We start from the raw sequence: 18,311 nt of genomic DNA on the forward strand, positions 1-18,311 counted from the left end.
CCGGGCGGGCGGGTCTCCGCGCCTGCGGCGCATGCGCTTCGACGGCTCGGACGCGAGACGGGCCGCGAACGGTCGCTCGTAAGACTCGCTCCGTGGTGGTCGTTGATGCAGGGTTGTTCGGCACCGATGTACACGCGCCGGGCGGGCGGGTCTCCGCGCCTGCGGCGCATGCGCTTCGACGGCTCGGACGCGAGACGGGCCGCGAACGCTCGCTTATAAGGCTCGCTCCGTGCTGGTTGGTTGAGGGCGAGTCGTTCTGCACCTGATGTGCGCACTGACATTCGGTGTGTGCGTCGCGTTCGCTTCGACGAGACCGCCCGCGAGCGGGTTGCTCGTGAGATTCGCTCCGTGGTGGCTGCTCGAGTGGAAGGCCCGGCTCCCCTGGTACGCACCTGGAGGTGTCCCGCGGTGGAGGGTGCTGCTGGGGCGGCGTTGTGGCGCGAATAGAGTTTGGGGCGTGTCACTGTCCCGTACGGAAACCGCGCCGCATGCCCCTGCACTGACCGGGGCGCGTCCCGGTGCCGACGGTGACGCGGGATTTCCGTTCTCGGCGGTGGTCGGGCAGGAACGGTTGCAGCTTGCGTTGATCCTGTGCGCGGTACATCCCGGGATCGGTGGGGTATTGGTGCGCGGGGAGAAGGGGACCGCGAAATCCACTGTGGTGCGGGCGCTCGCGCAATTGCTGCCGCCTGTTGTCGACGAGACGGGTGCGCGGCCCGCTCGGCTGGTGGAGCTGCCGGTGGGCGCCACTGAAGACCGGGTGGTCGGTTCTCTGGACCTGGCGCGGGTGCTGCGCGATGGCGAGCAGGCATTCCGGCCCGGACTGCTGGCGGCCGCGCATCACGGCGTGCTCTATGTCGATGAGGTGAATCTGCTGCACGACCACCTGGTGGACGTGCTGCTCGACGCCGCCGCGATGGGGCGGGTACATATCGAGCGTGATGGGGTATCGCATTCGCATCCGGCACGTTTCGTGCTGGTCGGCACCATGAATCCGGAGGAGGGTGAGCTCCGCCCGCAGCTGCTGGACCGGTTCGGGCTCACCGTCGACGTGGCGGCCTCCCGGGATGTGGACGTGCGGATGGCGGTGGTGCGGCGGCGGCTGGACTACGAGGCGGATCCGGCCGGATTCGCCGCGCGCTATGCCGCCGCCGACCGGGCGGTGGCCGAGCGGATTCTCACCGCCCGCGAGCGCGTCGCATCCATCGCGCTCGATGATGTGGAGCTGCGGCGGATCGCGGCGCTGTGCGCGTCATTCGATGTGGACGGGATGCGGGCCGATCTGGTGCTGGCCAGGACCGCTACCGCACATGCGGCCTGGCGTGGGGCCGATGCCGTGGCCGAGGCGGATGTGCGGGTTGCGGCCGAGTTGGCATTGCCGCATCGGCGGCGGCGGGATCCGTTCGATGAGCCGGGGATCAGCGAAGAGCAGTTGGATGAGGCGATGCGCGCGGCGGGGGAAGAGGCGGAAAAGTCGGGTCGACAGCGCGGGGCTGCGGATCTCGCGGGAGATGAGCTCGACGACGGCCGTTCGAACGACATCGGTTCGAGTGGCGGCCTCGACGATGCCGATGGCGCGGGTTCGGATAGCGCGTTGAACAATGCGAGCGATCCGGATGCTGGTCTCGGCAGCGGTGGCCTGGATGGTCAAGGTCCAGATGATGATCCGGATGGCGGTCCGAGCAACGGCGGTCCGGGTGCTCCCGGTCCGGACGGTCCGCATTCGCCGGGCGGTGGGCAATCGCCGTCCGCACCTGAGGGGCGCATCGGTGCTCCCGCGACATCCGTTGTGACACCGCCGCGTTGGGAGGTGCCCGGCGTCGGTGCGGGCGCGGCGGGGCGGCGTTCGCGCGCGCAGACCAGGCAGGGGCGCGCGGTGCGGTCGAGTACCGATACCTCCGGCGGCCTGCATCTGCTCGGCACCGTATTCGCCGCCGCACCGCACCAGCACGCCCGCGGGCGAGCCGAAGGGCCGTTGAAACTCGTCGCCGATGATCTGCGCGGCGCGTATCGCGAAGGGCGCGAAGGCAATCTGGTGGTCTTCGTGGTCGACGCGTCCGGTTCCATGGCGGCGCGCGACCGGCTCGCGGCGGTTACCGGCGCAGTCGTCGCTTTGCTGCGCGACGCCTACCAGCGGCGGGACAAGGTCGCGGTGATCACCGTGCGTGGCAAGGAAGCCGAACTCGTCCTGCCGCCGACCTCCTCGGTGGATATCGCGGTGCGGCGGCTGTCCGGCATCCGCACCGGCGGTAAAACCCCGCTCGCCGCAGGACTTTTGAAGGCACGCGAGGTCGTGCACCGTGAACGCGTCCGCGATCCGCGCCGCCGCCCGCTGTTGGTTCTGCTCACCGACGGCCGCGCCACCGGTGGTGTCGATCCGGTGCCGCGCGCCCGTACCGCCGCGAATCTGCTTGCCGCCGAGGCGATCACCTCGGTCGTCGTGGACTGCGAGCGCGGCATGGTCCGTCTCGGTCTCGCCGCCGAGCTGGCGCGCGCCCTCCGCGCGGGCTATCTCCGACTCGCCGAACTGACCGGCGATTCGGTCGCCGATATTGTCCGCGCCGGATCCGGCCGCCCCGGCGTGACCCGGGCTGCCTGAGCTACCAAGGAGTTTCGATGCCCAAGGGTGTGCCGGAGACGGTTCCGGATGATGGGTTGACCACGCGACAACGACGGAATCTGCCGGTACTCGCTGTGCACACCGGGCCGGGCAAGGGGAAGTCGACGGCCGCATTCGGGATGGCGTTGCGGGCGTGGAATCAGGGATTCGATATCGCGGTATTCCAGTTCGTCAAGAGCGCCAAGTGGAAGGTGGGGGAGGAGGCGGCATTTCGTACCCTGGGCCGCCTGCACGACGAGACCGGTGTCGGTGGACCGGTCGAATGGCACAAGATGGGCGAGGGCTGGTCCTGGACCCGCAAACAGGGCACCGACGAAGACCATGCCGCCGCCGCGCTGGCCGGTTGGCGCGAGATCGCGCGCCGGCTCCAGTCCGAACAGCACCGCTTCTACGTCCTGGACGAGTTCACCTACCCCCTCAAATGGGGCTGGGTCGATGTCGACGAGGTGGTCGAAACCCTCCGCAACCGCCCCGGCAATCAGCATGTGGTCATCACCGGCCGCGATGCCCCCGGAGCCCTCGTGGATGCCGCCGACCTCGTCACCGAAATGACCAAGGTCAAACACCCCATGGACGCAGGCCGCAAGGGCCAGCGAGGCATTGAATGGTGAGTGGGGTTCCGGCGGTGGTGATCGCCGCTCCAGCTTCCGGGAGCGGCAAGACGACGCTGGCGACCGGTTTGATCGGGGCGCTGCGGCGGGCCGGGCATCGGGTGGCACCGTTCAAGGTGGGGCCGGACTATATCGATCCGGGGTATCACGGCCTGGCGGCGGGGCGGCCCGGTCGCAATCTCGATCCGGTGCTGGTCGGCGCGGAACAGGTCGTTCCGCTGTATCGCCACGGTGCCGATGGATGTGATCTGGCGGTGGTCGAGGGCGTCATGGGCCTGTTCGACGGCCGCATCGACGAGCACCACACCGCACCGATCGCCGAGGGATCCACCGCGCAGGTCGCCGGATTACTCGGTGCTCCAGTGATTTTGGTCGTCGACGCGCGCGGACACAGCCAGAGCCTGGCCGCCGTCCTGCACGGCTTCGCCACCTTCGATACCGCGATCCGTTTGGGCGGCGTCATCCTCAACCGCGTCGGCAGCGAACGCCACGATCAGGTGCTGCGTGCCGCCTGCGATCGAGTCGGCCTCCCGGTACTCGGATCACTACCGCGCATGGCCGAACTCGAGGTCCCGTCCCGCCACCTAGGCCTCATCCCCGCCGTGGAACACGGCCACGCCGCCACCGCCGCCGTCGAGGCAATGACCGATCTGGTCGCCACCCACGTCGACCTCTCCGCCATTGCCCGCCTCGCCCGCTCGAACGGCACCGCTCCAGCCTGGGATCCGGCAACCGCGGTGCGCGACGGTACGGCTCCTGCGGGCGTCGGCGATGGAGGTCCGGTGATCGCGATGGCGGGCGGGCCCGCGTTCACGTTCGGGTATGCCGAGCATCGGGAGCTGTTGGCGGCGGCCGGGGCGCGGGTGGTGGTTTTCGACCCGATGCGGGATGAACTTCCCACGGGGACAGCCGGTTTGGTGTTGCCAGGTGGGTTTCCGGAGGAGCACGCGGCGGCGCTGGCGGCCAATGAACGGCTGCTGGCGCAGGTCGCCGAGCAGGCCAGGGCGGGCCTGCCCGTGCACGCCGAATGTGCTGGACTGCTGTACCTCAGCCGCTCGCTCGATGGGCATCCGATGGCGGGTGTAGTCGATGCGACGGCCGAATTCGGTCCGCGCCTGACCCTCGGCTATCGAGATGCCGTGGCACTGGCCGACTCCGCCCTGTGGCGCGCGGGAGAACGGGTGCGTGGCCACGAATTCCATCGCACCCGCCTTGTCGCCGGTGGCGCCGCCACCCCCGCCTGGGGCTGGCACCTCGCAGGCGAGCGCATCCGCGAGGGCGCTCTCATCCACCGCGTCCACGCCTCCTATCTGCACACCCACCCTGCTGGAAATCCCAGCGCCACAACCGGTTTCGTTGCAGCAGCCGCCGACTACGCCCGCTCCCGTGCCACCATCTGAGTCTTCGACAAGCACACCGGTATCGCCGCAGGGCTGCGTCGTCGGCCTCGGGCTTCGGCCGGGCACATCGAGCGAACGGATTCTGGCCGCGCTGCGAGAAGTGCTGGGCGACCGGCCTATTGCCTACCTCGCGACCATCGATCGGCGCGCCGAGGAACTCGGCGTTCGTGGTGCCGCCGCTCGTTTGGGCGTCTCGGTCCGCAGCTTTACAGCGGCCGAGCTCGCACAGGTCGACGTACCGAATCCCTCGGCACGCATCGCGGCCGCGCTCGGCACCGCCAGTGTCGCCGAGGCGGCCGCGCTACTGGCCGTCGACGGTCCGCTCGTCATTCCCAAGCGGACCGTCGACGGGATAGTGATCGCGGCCGCGCTCGCCCCGAAATTACCACTGGCGTAACAAGAGTCAGGACCGGGAGACCGAGCCGAGCTCGATCGGCAGGGACAACGGCCCGACGGTGATCAACGACGGTGAGTAGGGAATATCGTCCGGATCGATGGCCAGCCGCAGATCCGGTAGTCGCCGGTAGAGCGAGGCGAGTCCTAGTCGGCTCTCCAGTCGGGCGAGCGGGGCGCCGATGCAGTAGCGCGGTCCATGACCGAAGCCGAGATGTCCGGTCTGTTTGCGGGTGAGGTCGAATTGGTTCGCGGTCTCGCCGTACTTCTCCGGATCGACACCGGTCGCCTGATAGACCACACCGACCGCATTCCCCTTGGGAATGGTGACACCGGCGATCGTCACATCGGTCAGTGTGAACCGGTAGCTGGTCATCATGACCGAGTGCCGGTACCGCAACGTCTCCTCGACGACATCCGCCCAACGGTGTTCGGCCTTGGCCACCGCGAGCTGATCAGGATTGCGATGCAGTGCGATCACGGCGTGACCGAGCAGGTGCACCGTGGTTTCGTGACCGGCAATCAGCATCACCCAGAGCACGCCGACCAATTCGTCGGTGGTGAGCCGATCGCCCGCATCGCGAGCCTGCACCAGATCCGAGGTCAGGTCGTCGCCGGGTTCCTGCTGCTTTTGCTGCACCAGTCCGTGCAGGAAGGCCACGAGTTCGTTCCTGGTCGCGAAGGCCACCTCGGGCGGGGTGGTGTGCGCCAGTAGGGTGGAGGTCCATTTCCGCAGTCGTGGCCGGTCCGCTTCGGCGACGCCGAACAATTCGGCGATGACCGCCATCGGTAGCGCGTCGGTGAAGTTGGGCACCAGGTCCACTCCGTCACCCGCCGCGATCACCTCGTCCAGTAGTCCATCGATGATCTCCTGGATGCGCGGTTCCATCGCCTGCACTCGCCGCGGCGTGAACCCCTTGCTGACCAGACCACGCAACCGACGGTGGTCCTCACCATCCTTCGTCGCCAGGTGGTCGCCCTGCACGATGGCCCGCAGCGGCCAGTCTTCCGGGATCGATCCGTCGTACAGCGCGGGCCAATGCTTCGGGTCTCTGGCGAAGGTCTTGTTGTCACCGGCCAGAATCTCCGCAACGGCGGTGTGCGTCAAGGCCAAATAGGCGGGCACACCACCTGGGAATTCCACTTCGACCACGGGCGCGGTCTGCTGTAGCCGGATGCAGGTGTCGAGCGGGCTTTCGTCGGCGGCGGGGAATGCGGGAAGATCTGTCATGATGACCCCTCGGGCGGTGCCGACCCGTTGGCACGGGTATGGACGACCGGTCGCGAATACGACCAGACCAGGCTTGTGCCGAATCATCTTGTTCGGCACGATGTTTCGCTGGTGGAGCGGCATGGTGCCAGGCGTCCTCGGCGCCCGCCATCAGGGTGGTTCTCAGCCGCGGGAAGCCCAGCGATTCGGTGTCGATCGCGCCGAGGGGCCGCGTCGGGGTGGTTTAGTGGGTTGATGGATATCCGAGGTATCGACAATGTGCTGGTTCCGGTCGGTGATCTGGATGCCGCGGTGTCGTTCTACGGTGGCGTATTGGGATTGCCGGTGAAATTCACGCTGCCGGAGCAGGGGATCGCGGTATTCGATGTCGGGGGTGAGGTGGCCGGTGCGATGGCTCGGGTGGATCCGCGGGCGGGGGCGGCCGGGTTGTCCGGCATGCGGCTGTGGTTGGAGGTGCCGGATGCGTTGGCCGCCGCTGCGGAACTCGAAGGACATGGCGTGCCGGTGGTCAGTGCGCCGTTCGAGGTCGGAACCGGTTGGAGCGTAGAGGTTTGCGATCCATGGGGAAATGTGATCGGGCTGACCGACTATCTGAAGCGTCCCGACTTGGCTCGACCGACGAGCTGAAACCGTGGTGTGACTCGGCCGTACGGTTGCGGGCTCGGGGTGGGCACGCACGAGCGCGCACCCACCCGAAATCCCTACGGTGCGACCGAACCCCAGTCGGCGAACCCGGTCGGATCGTGCCGCCCGAGACTCCCGTGTTCGAACAGGCCCCACCCCTCCGATTCCCCGCAGCGCGCGTGCGCGACATGGTCGATGACGCCGAACGGGATGCGGCTCGCGATGGCCGGATCGGTCAGGTCGTAACTGCTGCTCGAGGACCAGTCGCGTCCCATCCAGCGACCGTGCAGCCAGTCCGGATCCCCGCCGTACCCGCAGCCGACGTGCAGGGGGATATTGGTGACGGTGCGGACCTCGACCTCGAGCGGCTTACCGTCCGGGGTGGTCAGCTCCAGTCTGGCTCCGATGGGATACCTTGTGCCGGAACGGTATTCGATGTGGTAGCGCGGCCAGCCCAGCTGTTCGGTGCGCCCGTCCGGGAAGATGCGGACGGCATCGTTGAGGGTGCGCTTGCCGTCGGGCTCCTCCTGCAGGATCAGCACGATGGCGAAATCGTCGAAACGCAGCGGTACGTACATCCACCAGAATCCGCCGGACGGTTCTGCGGCGGCCCGGCCCGGCGGCTCGGGTTCGCCGACCGGGCGGATGCCCCAGGAGCGGTCCCGGGTGCCCATCCAGACGTCCGGATCGACGGTGATGTCCGTGCCATCGACGTGCAGCGTCCCCTCCCACGAGCCGACCTGTGCGAACCGGGTTGCCTGGATGATCGGGCGGTTGCCGTTGAGGATCAGATGTGGTTGTTCCTCGACGGCCGGGAACGATCCGTGCCAGGTGAGGTCGAAGCCGAGGTCATCGTGCTCACAGACCACCCGGATCCGCCGCAGCGGTTCCTGCACCTCGATGCGGTAGCCGCCGACGCGCAGGTCGACACCGCGATCGCCGAGCGCGTCGGAGAAGCGGACCGTGCGCTGCACGTCACCGCGGCGGACGCAGGCGTACGCGTCGATCACCCCGAGGTTCGGATACACCCCGCCGCCGGTGACGAAGAAGGTGCCGCCGTCGCGGTCGTGGCCGTTGAAATAGCTTCTGTCGTAGAAGTTCCGGTCGCTGCTGGCGACCCGGGACATGGACAGGTGGGTCTGGTGGATCGGGTATTCATCGAGGGGCGAGGGCGCGGAGCCTGGGGAGCGACCATCGGATACAGCCATGATTTCCTCTAATCCCATTCGTAGGTTCCGGCGAGCAGTGCCTCCAGGCTTGCTCGGTGCATCACGTAGTCGTCGCGATCGGGGGTGTCGGTGTCCTCGCCGAAGTGGATCATCCGGCGCTTGACCCTGGCCATCACGATCGCGTGCCGCAGCGCGGCGTACACGATGTAGAAGTCGAGATCCCGGACGGTGTATCCGGTGATCTCTTCGTATTTCGCGACGACATTCGCGCGCCGCAGGAAGTCCGGCAGTCCGGGCTGATCGAAGCGGGTGGCAAGGTCCTGGAAGAAGCGGTGGATGAAGATGACCCAGGCGATATCCAGCTCGCGCGGGCCGAGTCCGGCCATCTCCCAATCGAGTACGCCGACCGGGGTGAAGCCGTCGTACAGGATGTTGCCCGGTCGCGAATCGCCCCAACTCAGCACGTCCGGGCCGGGGTCGGTGGGCCAATGCGCGTCGAGCCAGTCGAAGGCCCGCTCGATAAGCGGAATCGCATAGCCGTCATCGGCCAACGCCCAGCGGTACCAGTTGCGGTGCCATTCGACATGTCGGCGCAATGCCTGACCGGGACCGTCCAGCATCGGGAATCGCGTTGCCGGATCCGGGATTTCGTGCACCTTCGCAATGACATCGACGGTCTTCGCGGTCAATTCGGCACGCTCCTGCGGACTCGCGTCGAAGAGCCAGCCGATGAACACATACGGCGGATTGTCCGAGGGCACCCGGCCCTCGATTCGTCGCATCACGAAAAACTTTGTGCCGAGGGGCTTCTCGTCGGTCTCCAGCCAGCACAGTTCGGGGACCGGCACCGCCGAGGCGGCCGCGACCGCGGCCATGATCCGGTACTGCAACTCCAGGTCATAGGTTTCGAAGACAGGAAAGGAATCGGCCTCCGGTGTCATCCTGGCCACGAACGAACCGCCGTCGACACGCCCGTCCACACTCCATTCGGCATCGAACAGCACTGTCGGACTCGACATGCCCGCACCCTGCGGTCGCGACAGCGCCGAAATCTTGGGCGGGTGATCCGCATGCACCCGGTCGCCCAGCCACCGGGACAGGTCCGCGGCGAGGGTGTCGAGGTCCCGCGCGCTGACGGTCAGCTGCCGCCGCGCGGTGGGATCGGGCTCATCGGCCATTCTTGTCCTCCTGACGCATTTGCCTGCGGAAACTGTAACGCGTTCTAGTCGCTGCTTACCGTAGAAATTCGAAGAAATCGAGCGACCCTCACTGGGTGATATCCGGTATTGACAATCCGCGGTACTGGACTGCCGGGTGGGAGGTCATACTTCCGGCGGAGTCGCGTACGCCGGTGGATGGGGTGTAAATCGGGGTTTTCCTGGAAGCGGGCGCGCCCGTGGCGCCGATACCGTCGGCTGACGTGGAGTCGTGAGAGGGAGGGTTCGGTGTGAGCGCGGTCGGTACAGAGGTTCTCGATCGGGAAGACGGCGTCATACCACCCGAGCCGCCGATTCGATGGAATCCGTTGACAAGGATCGCTTTTCGGTTCACCTTCGGCTATTTCGGCCTCTTCTGCCTGCTGTTCACCCAGATTCCGTTCGCCTTCGCCGGACTGCTCGCCGGATCGTTGCCGGACAGCGCGGTGCTCTGGGAATTCCGCGCTGTGCGCCCGATCATCGAGCCGGTCGGGCGACTGTTCTTCCATGCCGATGTCGTGCTGCGTGAGGATTCGGGCAGCGGCGATCAATACTTCATCTGGTCATTCGTCTGCTGCGTGCTGATCGTCGCCACGGTGTCGACCCTCATCTGGACGGCGCTGGACCGGCGCAGGCCGAACTATCGGCGGCTGCAGGCCTGGTTCCTACTCTTCGTCCGGCTGTGCCTGGGCGGGCAGATGCTGCTCTACGGCTTCGCCAAGGCGATTCCGACGCAGATGCCGGAGCCGCCGCTGGCGAAGCTGCTGCAACCCTACGGTGAGTTCAGCCCCGCCTCGGTGCTCTGGAATCAGGTCGGGAGTTCACCCACCTACGAGATCCTGCTCGGCTGCGCCGAAGTGCTCGGTGGAGTTCTGCTGTTCGTGCCCAGGACCGCGACACTCGGCGCAATGCTGAGCCTGGTGAGCTTGGCGCAGGTGTTCGTGCTCAATATGACCTTCGACGTCCCGGTCAAGATCCTGGCCTTCCACCTCGTGCTGCTGAGCATGGTGCTGCTCGCGCCGCAGGCGCGGCGATTGGCGAATGTGCTGGTGCTGAACCGGCCGTCGGAACCCGCAACGCAGCCGGATCCGTTCCGCCGCAACCGAACTCGTCGGATCGCGATCGCATTGCAAGTGGCGGTTGGCGTGTGGATGGCATCGGGTTTCGTGCACACCGGCCTGAAGTACTGGAACGAGGGCGGCGGTGGCAGCCCGAAGCCACCGCTGTACGGGATCTGGGCGGTTTCGGAATTCATCCAGGACGGTGTGCCCGTCCCGCCGCTGACGACCGATGAGACACGGTGGCAGCGCGTCATTTTCGATGTCTCCGGGATGACCTACCAGAAGATGGACGGCACTCTCGTACCCGCTGTCCCCGCTGTCGATACCGCCGCCCACAAGATCTCGGTGTCCGCACCGCCGGAACAGCCGAACGCGCGACCCGCCCAGATCGCTGACTTCACCTTCGACCAGCCCGCGCCCGACCGTCTCACGCTGAACGGGCAGTTGAACGGTCGACCGGTGACCATCACCGTGCGGCAGGTCGATCCGAACAGCTTCCCGCTGCGCGGCCGTGGGTTCAACTGGGTGCAGGATTATCCGTACTTCCGTTGAAATCCCTTGTCCGACAGCATGATCAACCTTCGTCCGCGACCCCGATATCTTCGTGCCAGAGCAGCGGTCGGTCGGCGATGAATTCGGCCATCAGGTCGACGCAGCGCTGGTCGTCGAGTACGGTCACCGCGACGCCGTGCTCGGCCAGCCAGTCCTGCCCGCCGTAAAAGGTCTGTGCTTCCCCGATGATGACCGCGCCGATCCCGAACTGGCGCACCAGCCCGCTGCAGTACCAGCACGGTGACAGGGTGGTCACCATGACGGTCGAGCCGTAGTCGCGGCGACGGCCCGCATTGCGGAACGCATCGGTTTCGGCGTGCATGCTGGGATCACCGGACTGCACCCGCCGGTTGTGCCCGCGTCCGAGCAGGGCGCCATCGGCCGTGAACAGGGCCGCGCCGATCGGAATCCCGCCTTCGGCCAAGCCGTGCAGGGCCTCGTCGTAAGCCACCTCGAGCAGTTGCCGTGCCGATATCGCCCGTGTCATGGCTCCAACCTGCCCCCAACCCGGTGGCCACCGCAACGTAGGCGTGCGTCGTCGGGCAATGGCGGGCTGGTCTGGTTGCCCGCGTACGACGGGTGATTGCTGGGAACGCCCACGCAGGACGTAGGCTCGAACACTGTGCCGAACACGTCAGTACCCACCGATGACCAGCCGGGAATCGACCCTGCCGACCGCCCCGCGAATGATCCGAACTACGTGGTCGGGCTCGATCTCAATGGACGGCGTGTCGTCGTGGTCGGCGGTGGGACGGTGGCGCAGCGCAGGCTCGGGCTGCTGATCGCCTCCGGGGCGGATGTGCATGTCGTGAGTCGCGAAGTCACCCCGGCCGTGGAGGGAATGGCTACGTCGGGGCAACTCACACTGACCTTGCGCGCTTACGTCGACGGTGATCTGGACGGTGCCTGGTATGCGATCGCATGTACCGACGAACCCGAGACCAATGCGGCCGTCGTCGAGGAGGCCACGCGGCGCCGGATCTTCTGTGTGCGCGCCGATGTCGCTCGGCTGGGAACGGCGGTAACTCCGGCGACCGCTCGGTACGACGGCCTCACGCTCGGTGTGCTGGCCGGTGGTCAGCATCGGCGGTCCGCCGCGGTGCGCAATGCGTTGCTCGAGGCGCTGCAATCGGGTGTGGTGACCGATGATTCGACGCCGATCACCCCGGGCGTCGCACTCGTCGGCGGCGGTCCCGGCGATCCTGATCTGATCACGGTGCGCGGCCGCCGTCTGCTGGCCCGCGCGAATCTCGTCGTCGCCGACCGGCTCGCACCGCCGGAACTGCTGGCCGAACTCGGCCCGGACGTCGAGGTGATCGATGCGGCCAAGATTCCGTACGGGCGGGCGATGGCGCAGGAGGCGATCAATTCCGCGCTGATCGAGGGCGCCAAGGCGGGCAAATTCGTGGTGCGGCTCAAGGGCGGTGACCCGTATGTATTCGGGCGTGGCTATGAGGAGCTCGAGGCCTGCGTCGATGCGGGCATTCCGGTCACCGTGGTCCCCGGCATCACCAGCCCCATCTCCGTCCCCGCTGCCGCGGGCATTCCGGTGACCCACCGCGGGGTCACCCATGAATTCGTGGTGGTCAGCGGCCACGTCGCACCTGATCACCCGGATTCCCTGGTCGACTGGCCCGCGCTGGCCCGCCTGCGCGGCACCATCGTGCTCATGATGGCGGTCGAGCGCATCGAACAATTCGCCAGCGCCCTCATCGAGGGCGGCCGCCCCGCCGACACGCCCGCGACGGTGATCCAGGAGGGCACCCTGCGCACCCAACGTGTGCTGCGTGCCGACCTCGGCACCGTCGCCGCCCGCGTGCGTGCGGAGGCGATCCGCCCACCCGCGATCGTCGTCATCGGGCCTACGGCAGGGTTCACGGTGGATACCGCCGAACCACGGGCCGAGTCATCCGCCGGATGAGGGCTGCTCGCCGCGAGCGGTCCGGGCCGGGTGCCTCGAACCACCGCGTCGCTGCCGCGCGATGAGTCCAGGTTCAGTGATGGTCTGTCGGGGCCGCAGCCGCCGCGCTCCGCTCGTCCATCGGCTGCGATATCCGACGGCACAACCGCTCGGCTCCCGCAACTGGAAGGTGTCACAACCGCCGAGCAAGTTTTGCTATGACCCGCTGAATCGCACCGCGGGGAGCGGAGACGTGGGTTCCGGATCAATTACAGTGGCTCATCGTGCTCGATAATCCCCCCGCGAAGACGCAGTACCCGGTGACGCAGCGGGCCTTCGGTCTCGCGATTCTCGTGCTGAGCGGGTTGCAGCTGATGGTTGTGCTCGACGGCACCGTGGTCATCTTCGCGCTGCCTCGGCTGCAAGAGGAGATGGGCATGACGAGCGCGGGCGGCGCATGGACCGTGACCTCCTACGGCCTGACCTTCGCGGGCCTGATGCTGCTCGGTGGGCGGCTCGGCGACGTCTTCGGCCGCAAGCCGATGCTGATGCTCGGCGTCGCGCTGTTCACCGTCGCCTCGCTGCTGTGCGGGTTGGCGCAGGGCCAGGCCATGCTGATCGCGGCCCGCGCCGTACAGGGCGCGGGTGCGGCAATCGCGGCACCGACGGCATTCGCGCTGGTGGCAACCACTTTCGCGCCCGGAAAGGCACGCAATCAGGCGATCGCGATCGTCGGCTCGATGGTCGGTATCGGTTCCGTGGGTGGTCTGGTGGTCGGCGGCGCGCTCACCGAGATGAGCTGGCGGTGGATCTTCCTGATCAACGTGCCCATCGGGGTACTGATCATTCTCGGTGCCCTGTCCCAGCTCGCGGATACCGAACACCACCGGTCCGCACTCGATATCCGCGGCGCGGTCCTCGGCACCGTGGCGTGCGCGGCGATCGTGTTCGGTGCGACCGAGGGACCCGAGCTGGGTTGGGGGAGTCCGGCCGTCATCGGTGCGTTGGTGGGGGGTGCGGTGCTGCTGATCGTCTTCGTGGTCGTCGAGCGGACCGTCGACGGTCCACTGCTGCCGTGGTCGCTGTTCGACAGCCGCGACCGGGTCACCACCTTCCTGCTGATCTTCCTGGCCGGCGGCGTACTCGGCGCGATGACCTTCTTCGTCGCGCAGTTCCTGCAGAATGTGCTCGGCTACGGACCACTGGTCGCGGGTATCGCATCGATTCCATTCACCATCGGCATCGGCATCGGCGGCGCGCTGGCGTCCAAGGCGGCGTTGCTCGTCGCATCACGCTGGCTGATGTGCGGCGCGGCATTCGTGCTGGCCGCCGGACTGCTGGTCGGCTCGCAGCTCGACGGCCGGGTGAACTACCTGACCACCCTGCTGCCGCTGTTGATCGTGATCGGCTTCGGTGTCGGCGTAGCTATGGTGCTCGCACCGCTGTGCGTGCTCGTCGGCGTGCCGCCATCCGATATCGGCCCGCTGTCCGCCGTGGGGCAGATGTTCATGAATCTGGCGACGCCGGTCTTCATCGGTCTGCTCACTCCCATCGCGGCATCGCGCACCATGTCGATGGGCGGGCGCACCGGTAAGGCCGCGGATATGAACGAGGCCGAGATCTTCGCGCTCGGCAGCGGCTACACCCTGGTGCTCGCGGTCTGCTCACTGGTCGCGGTCCTGGCGGGCTTCATCGCGCTGACATTGCGTTATACGCCGAAACAACTGGCCGAGGCACAGCACGCCCAAGAAGAATCGCAGCGGACCGGCTCCATGCCGGTAGTGCCGCGGACCGGGCCGCTACCTGTCATCCGTCGCTCTGACTACAGTGGCTGACTGTGCCAGACAATCCGGCTACGATGCCGTATCCGGTGACGCGGCGGGCCTTCGGTCTCGCGATCCTGGTGCTGAGCGGGCTGCAATTGATGGTCGTGCTCGATGGCACCGTGGTGATTCTCGCCTTGCCCCGACTACAGGACGAACTGGCGCTATCGAGCTCCGGTAGCGCCTGGATGGTCACCGCATACGGTCTGCCGTTCGCGGGTTTGATGCTGCTCGGCGGCCGGATCGGCGACTCCTTCGGCCGCAAACGCATGTTCATCGTGGGCGTCGCACTGTTCACACTGGCCTCGCTGCTGTGTGGGCTCGCCCAGAACGAGGGCATGCTGATCGCGGCCCGCGCGGTTCAGGGGACCGGCGCCGCGCTCGCGGCTCCGACCGCACTTGCCCTGGTAGCGACCACTTTCGCACCTGGTCGGGTGCGCAATCAGGCGATCGCGATCTTCGGCTCCATGATGGCGGTCGGCTCGGTCGGGGGACTCGTGATCGGCGGCGCGCTGACGGAGGCGAGCTGGCGGTGGATCTTCCTTATCAATGTGCCGATCGGTGCGTTGATCCTGTCGGGTGCGGTGCTGCGGCTACGTGACACCACCCACCACCGACTATCCCTGGACGTGCGCGGAGCGGTACTCGGCACCCTCGCCTGCGCGTCTCTGGTATTCGGTGCGACCGAAGGGCCCGAATTCGGCTGGGACAGTCCGGTCATCATCGGCTCGATTACCGCCGGTCTGGTGTTGTTGATCTGCTTCGTCCTCGCCGAGCGATGGGTGGACAATCCGCTGCTGCCCTGGTCGCTATTCGATAAGCGCGATCGGGTCGCCACCTTCGGCGCCATCTTCCTGGCCAGCGGAGTGCTGGCCGCGACAACCTATTTCGCGGGATTGTTCGTTCAGAATGTCGTCGGCTATAGCCCGCTGGTCGCCGGGGTCGCGTTCATCCCGTTCACCATTGGTGCCGGTATCGGCACCGCCACCGCGTCGCGGCTGGCGATGACGGTCGCGCCGCGCTGGCTGTTGAGTGGTGCCGCGGCGATTCTGGTCGTCGGACTGCTGTTCGGCTCGAAGCTCGAACGGGGTGTGTCGTACTCGCCGACCCTGGTTCTGCTGTTCACGGTGATCGGATTCGGCATCGGTGTCGCCGTGGTGATCGTCCCACTGTGCGTATTGGTCGGTGTTGCGCCGAAGAATATCGGACCGCTCTCCGCGGTCGGCCAGATGTTCATGAACCTCGGCACACCCTTCGCCATCGGTCTGCTCGCACCGGTCGCCGCCTCCCGGACGCTCTCGCTCGGCGGCCGCACGGGTAAGCCCACCGGCATGACGCCCGCGGAGCTGGACGCGCTCGGAAGTGGTTACACGCTGATACTTTTCATCACCGCCATCGGCGCATTGGTGGTGGGACTGGTGGCACTGACATTGCGCTATACGGCGGACGAGGTCTGCCGGGCCCAGCACGCGCGAGAAGAGGCCGAGCAGGCCTGATCGCGCACCGACAGCGCGGTGATGACCGGTGCGCTGGTCACGGCCGACAGCGGCTTGTCCGTGCGCGGCATTGCCCATCCCGGCGGCCGGGTGTGAAATATCGAGCCCGGCAGAGCTGAAACTTCGCCGGGCGCGAGCTCACAGGCGACCGGCTACCTTGCGTGGGGTCACGCGGACGATCACACGAGGTCCGTCGTTGACGGAGGCGGGGTTGAATTCGACGTACGGGAGCCCGATGTAGTGCTGCGACAACTTGTCCGGCAGCGTCTTGTCGGGATCGGGCGTGATCGTTGCGGTACCGCGAATCTCCGCGTACACGTACGGATTATCCGGCGGATTGATCATCACCGTGATCCGTGGATCGCGGGCCAGATTCTTGCCTTGCTGCCGATCGACCGTGGTGGAGAAGAGCAGATCGTCGCCATCGCGCGCGAGCCAGATGACGGTCAAGTGTGGTTGTCCGTTCGGTCCGATCGTCGCCGCGGTCGCGAAGACCTTCGACTCGTCCAGGTACTTCTTCAATTCCTCGGAGAGCACAGCTGTACTGGTCATACGTCGATGGAACGTTTACCGTCTCGCGAACATTCCCGATTGGGACGAAATCAATTGTCGGTCCTGGAATTCGAGTCGGCCGTCAGATCGCGGATGAGCAGTGCGGTATGCAGTGAGGTGCGGGATTCGCCGTCCTCGAGGTCGACCGCGAGAATCCGCTCGATGCGGGCGAGCCGGTCGTAGAGCGTGGGTCTGCTGATATTGAGCCGCCTGGCGAGTTCGGTCTTATTGCCCGCGACGTCGAGGAACTGTCGCAATGTGCGTGTCAAATCGGCCGCATGCCGAATGTCGTAGCGCAGCAACGCACTCAGTTCCGTTTCGGCGAAGCTCTGCACACCGGGGTCATTGCGGATCAGCGAGAGCAGTCCACGCAGCCGGATATCGCCGCTGCGATAGAACGGTCGCGGCACCGATGGGGCCAGTGACAACGCGACCTCGGCGACATGTGCCGCATGCGCCAATTCGCGCGCGGTGTCCAGCAGCGTATCCGCCTCCGCGCCAACGCCGATGGCCACGCGGCGCACGCCATCCACCCGCCGCACCTCGGCGCTGATCACCGAGCACACGGTGCGGAGCGTGTCGTCGAGATCGGTGCTGCGCGGGATCGCGAGTACCACGGCGACCCGGTCGCCGTATTCGGCCCCGGTCAATGCGGTGGCCTTGGTCAGCCCGAGACCGTGGGTGACCGCGTCGAGCACCCCCGCGCTGCGGCGCTGCCTGGCGACCTGATCGGATTCGGCAAGGGCGGCAACGTCGATCGCGAGCGGAACGTAGCGCGCGCGCCGGGTCAGCAGTCCCAGCGCGGCCGCCCTGGCCTGGGCGTCGCGTTCGTCGAGGACGCGGCCGTTGACCATATCGTCGATGAGTCCGGTCTGCGCTTGGCGATGCAGGCCGAAGCGATCCTTATCGATCATCCGGTGCAGTGTGAGTGTCTGCGCGGCCCGCTCGAGCACCATGCGGGCGCGCGGTGTCGCGACCCGGCTCGAACGCAGGATCAGTCGACCCCAGCGCTGGGTATGCGGACCGACCTGCACCACATCCCAGTCCTGCGGCAGCAGTCGCGAGGTGGTCTCCCAGTTCTCCAGGATCATCGAGGTGCTGGTGTGCCGGGCGGTCAGTGCCAGCACCCGGTGCGCCAGATCCTCCAGTACCACCGAGGAATCGAGCATATCCGCTGCTGTCTGCACGATTTCGGCAAGCGAGGCGCGGCGCACGCTGAGCTCGGTGAAGGTCTCGTGCACGGTGCGCGCGAATTCGAGTTCGGCGTACTGGTCGGCCACGATCACGCGGTGTACGGCCTCGGTGATCTCCACGAAGCGGGTGACGCGATGCAGTGCGATAACCGGGAGTCCGAGTGCGTCGGCAGTCTCGGCGACGATCGGCGGTAACCGCGGCACGGCCTCGCCGAGTTCGATGACCAGTCCGGCCACCCCCGCTGCGGCCAGCGAATGCAGATACGTGACCGTCGACTCGTCGCCGCCGGTCAATGCCAGGCCGGTGGTCAGCATCAGCTCCCCGCCGACCAGCAATTCGGCGACATCCGGCAGGTCGCTGACGTGCACCCACCGCACCGGTCGATCCAGCGCGGCCGCACCGACGACCTGCGGCTCGCCCGCGCGCACCACCGGCATGGCCAGCACATCGGCAACGGAGAGCAGCATCCGACGAATTGTAATAGGAAAT

Annotated in this window: 15 protein-coding genes; 9 read left to right on the plus strand and 6 right to left on the minus strand. The window is 66.9% G+C overall.

What is annotated here, in order from left to right; all coding sequences use genetic code 11:
* Window positions 1-499 precede the first annotated feature (499 nt).
* From AB0L58_RS31420 to AB0L58_RS31435, 4 genes are read left to right on the plus strand one after another with little or no spacing between them, the layout of a single operon-like run.
* Window positions 500-2,599, plus strand: a complete 2,100-nt coding sequence (locus tag AB0L58_RS31420) for a VWA domain-containing protein (protein WP_364392594.1) — start codon at window positions 500-502, stop codon at window positions 2,597-2,599.
* Window positions 2,600-2,616: 17 nt separating this feature from the next.
* On the plus strand, window positions 2,617-3,231 hold the full coding sequence (gene cobO / locus AB0L58_RS31425) for a cob(I)yrinic acid a,c-diamide adenosyltransferase (RefSeq protein ID WP_364392346.1): 615 nt from the start codon (window positions 2,617-2,619) through the stop codon (window positions 3,229-3,231).
* A complete protein-coding gene (locus tag AB0L58_RS31430) occupies window positions 3,225-4,631 on the plus strand; it encodes a cobyrinate a,c-diamide synthase (RefSeq protein ID WP_364392348.1) in 1,407 nt (468 codons plus the stop codon). The genes cobO and AB0L58_RS31430 overlap by 7 nt, the downstream gene beginning before the upstream one ends.
* Window positions 4,618-5,028 carry a cobalamin biosynthesis protein gene (locus AB0L58_RS31435; RefSeq protein ID WP_364392351.1) on the plus strand — a complete coding sequence of 137 codons (411 nt, stop codon included), beginning with the start codon at window positions 4,618-4,620 and terminating at the stop codon, window positions 5,026-5,028. The genes AB0L58_RS31430 and AB0L58_RS31435 overlap by 14 nt, the downstream gene beginning before the upstream one ends.
* A gap of 6 nt (window positions 5,029-5,034) precedes the next feature.
* Here the strand turns inward: AB0L58_RS31435 and AB0L58_RS31440 are convergent, their stop codons facing one another.
* Window positions 5,035-6,255, minus strand: coding sequence for a cytochrome P450 (locus tag AB0L58_RS31440; RefSeq protein WP_364392353.1), 1,221 nt, complete (start codon window positions 6,253-6,255; stop codon window positions 5,035-5,037).
* 234 nt (window positions 6,256-6,489) lie between these two features.
* On the opposite strand from AB0L58_RS31440, the gene AB0L58_RS31445 reads away from it, so the two are divergent.
* Complete coding sequence (locus AB0L58_RS31445; protein WP_364392355.1) at window positions 6,490-6,882, plus strand: VOC family protein; 393 nt, start codon at window positions 6,490-6,492, stop codon at window positions 6,880-6,882.
* Window positions 6,883-6,956: 74 nt separating this feature from the next.
* Here AB0L58_RS31445 and AB0L58_RS31450 read toward each other — a convergent pair whose 3' ends face one another.
* Both AB0L58_RS31450 and AB0L58_RS31455 read right to left on the minus strand, forming a co-directional pair.
* Window positions 6,957-8,087 carry a hypothetical protein gene (locus AB0L58_RS31450; RefSeq protein ID WP_364392357.1) on the minus strand — a complete coding sequence of 377 codons (1,131 nt, stop codon included), beginning with the start codon at window positions 8,085-8,087 and terminating at the stop codon, window positions 6,957-6,959.
* Window positions 8,088-8,095: 8 nt separating this feature from the next.
* Window positions 8,096-9,226 (minus strand): phosphotransferase family protein, encoded by a 1,131-nt coding sequence (locus tag AB0L58_RS31455; RefSeq protein WP_364392359.1) that lies wholly within the window; start codon window positions 9,224-9,226, stop codon window positions 8,096-8,098.
* A 269-nt stretch (window positions 9,227-9,495) separates the two neighbouring features.
* On the opposite strand from AB0L58_RS31455, the gene AB0L58_RS31460 reads away from it, so the two are divergent.
* Complete coding sequence (locus tag AB0L58_RS31460; protein ID WP_364392362.1) at window positions 9,496-10,857, plus strand: DoxX family protein; 1,362 nt, start codon at window positions 9,496-9,498, stop codon at window positions 10,855-10,857.
* A gap of 22 nt (window positions 10,858-10,879) precedes the next feature.
* Here the strand turns inward: AB0L58_RS31460 and AB0L58_RS31465 are convergent, their stop codons facing one another.
* Window positions 10,880-11,344 (minus strand): nucleoside deaminase, encoded by a 465-nt coding sequence (locus AB0L58_RS31465; RefSeq protein WP_364392364.1) that lies wholly within the window; start codon window positions 11,342-11,344, stop codon window positions 10,880-10,882.
* A gap of 174 nt (window positions 11,345-11,518) precedes the next feature.
* Here AB0L58_RS31465 and cobA point away from each other — a divergent pair, with 174 nt between their 5' ends.
* The 3 genes from cobA to AB0L58_RS31480 all read left to right on the plus strand — a co-directional run bounded on the left by cobA (window position 11,519) and on the right by AB0L58_RS31480 (window position 16,076).
* Window positions 11,519-12,778 carry a uroporphyrinogen-III C-methyltransferase gene (cobA, locus tag AB0L58_RS31470; protein WP_364392596.1) on the plus strand — a complete coding sequence of 420 codons (1,260 nt, stop codon included), beginning with the start codon at window positions 11,519-11,521 and terminating at the stop codon, window positions 12,776-12,778.
* Window positions 12,779-13,041: 263 nt separating this feature from the next.
* Window positions 13,042-14,592, plus strand: a complete 1,551-nt coding sequence (locus tag AB0L58_RS31475; RefSeq protein WP_364392366.1) for an MFS transporter — start codon at window positions 13,042-13,044, stop codon at window positions 14,590-14,592.
* A gap of 2 nt (window positions 14,593-14,594) precedes the next feature.
* Window positions 14,595-16,076, plus strand: coding sequence for an MFS transporter (locus AB0L58_RS31480; protein ID WP_364392369.1), 1,482 nt, complete (start codon window positions 14,595-14,597; stop codon window positions 16,074-16,076).
* A gap of 138 nt (window positions 16,077-16,214) precedes the next feature.
* On the opposite strand, the gene AB0L58_RS31485 is transcribed toward AB0L58_RS31480, so the two are convergent.
* Together AB0L58_RS31485 and AB0L58_RS31490 are read right to left on the minus strand one after the other, a co-directional pair.
* The gene (locus AB0L58_RS31485; RefSeq protein ID WP_364392371.1) at window positions 16,215-16,628 is read right to left on the minus strand and encodes a PPOX class F420-dependent oxidoreductase; all 414 of its coding nucleotides are present in this window, start codon (window positions 16,626-16,628) and stop codon (window positions 16,215-16,217) included.
* Between the two features lie 50 nt (window positions 16,629-16,678).
* Window positions 16,679-18,289 (minus strand): PucR family transcriptional regulator, encoded by a 1,611-nt coding sequence (locus tag AB0L58_RS31490; protein WP_364392374.1) that lies wholly within the window; start codon window positions 18,287-18,289, stop codon window positions 16,679-16,681.
* Between the last annotated feature and the right edge of the window lie 22 nt (window positions 18,290-18,311).

The organism is Nocardia sp. NPDC052112 (genome assembly GCF_040680135.1).
Taxonomy (GTDB): Bacteria; Actinomycetota; Actinomycetes; order Mycobacteriales; family Mycobacteriaceae; genus Nocardia.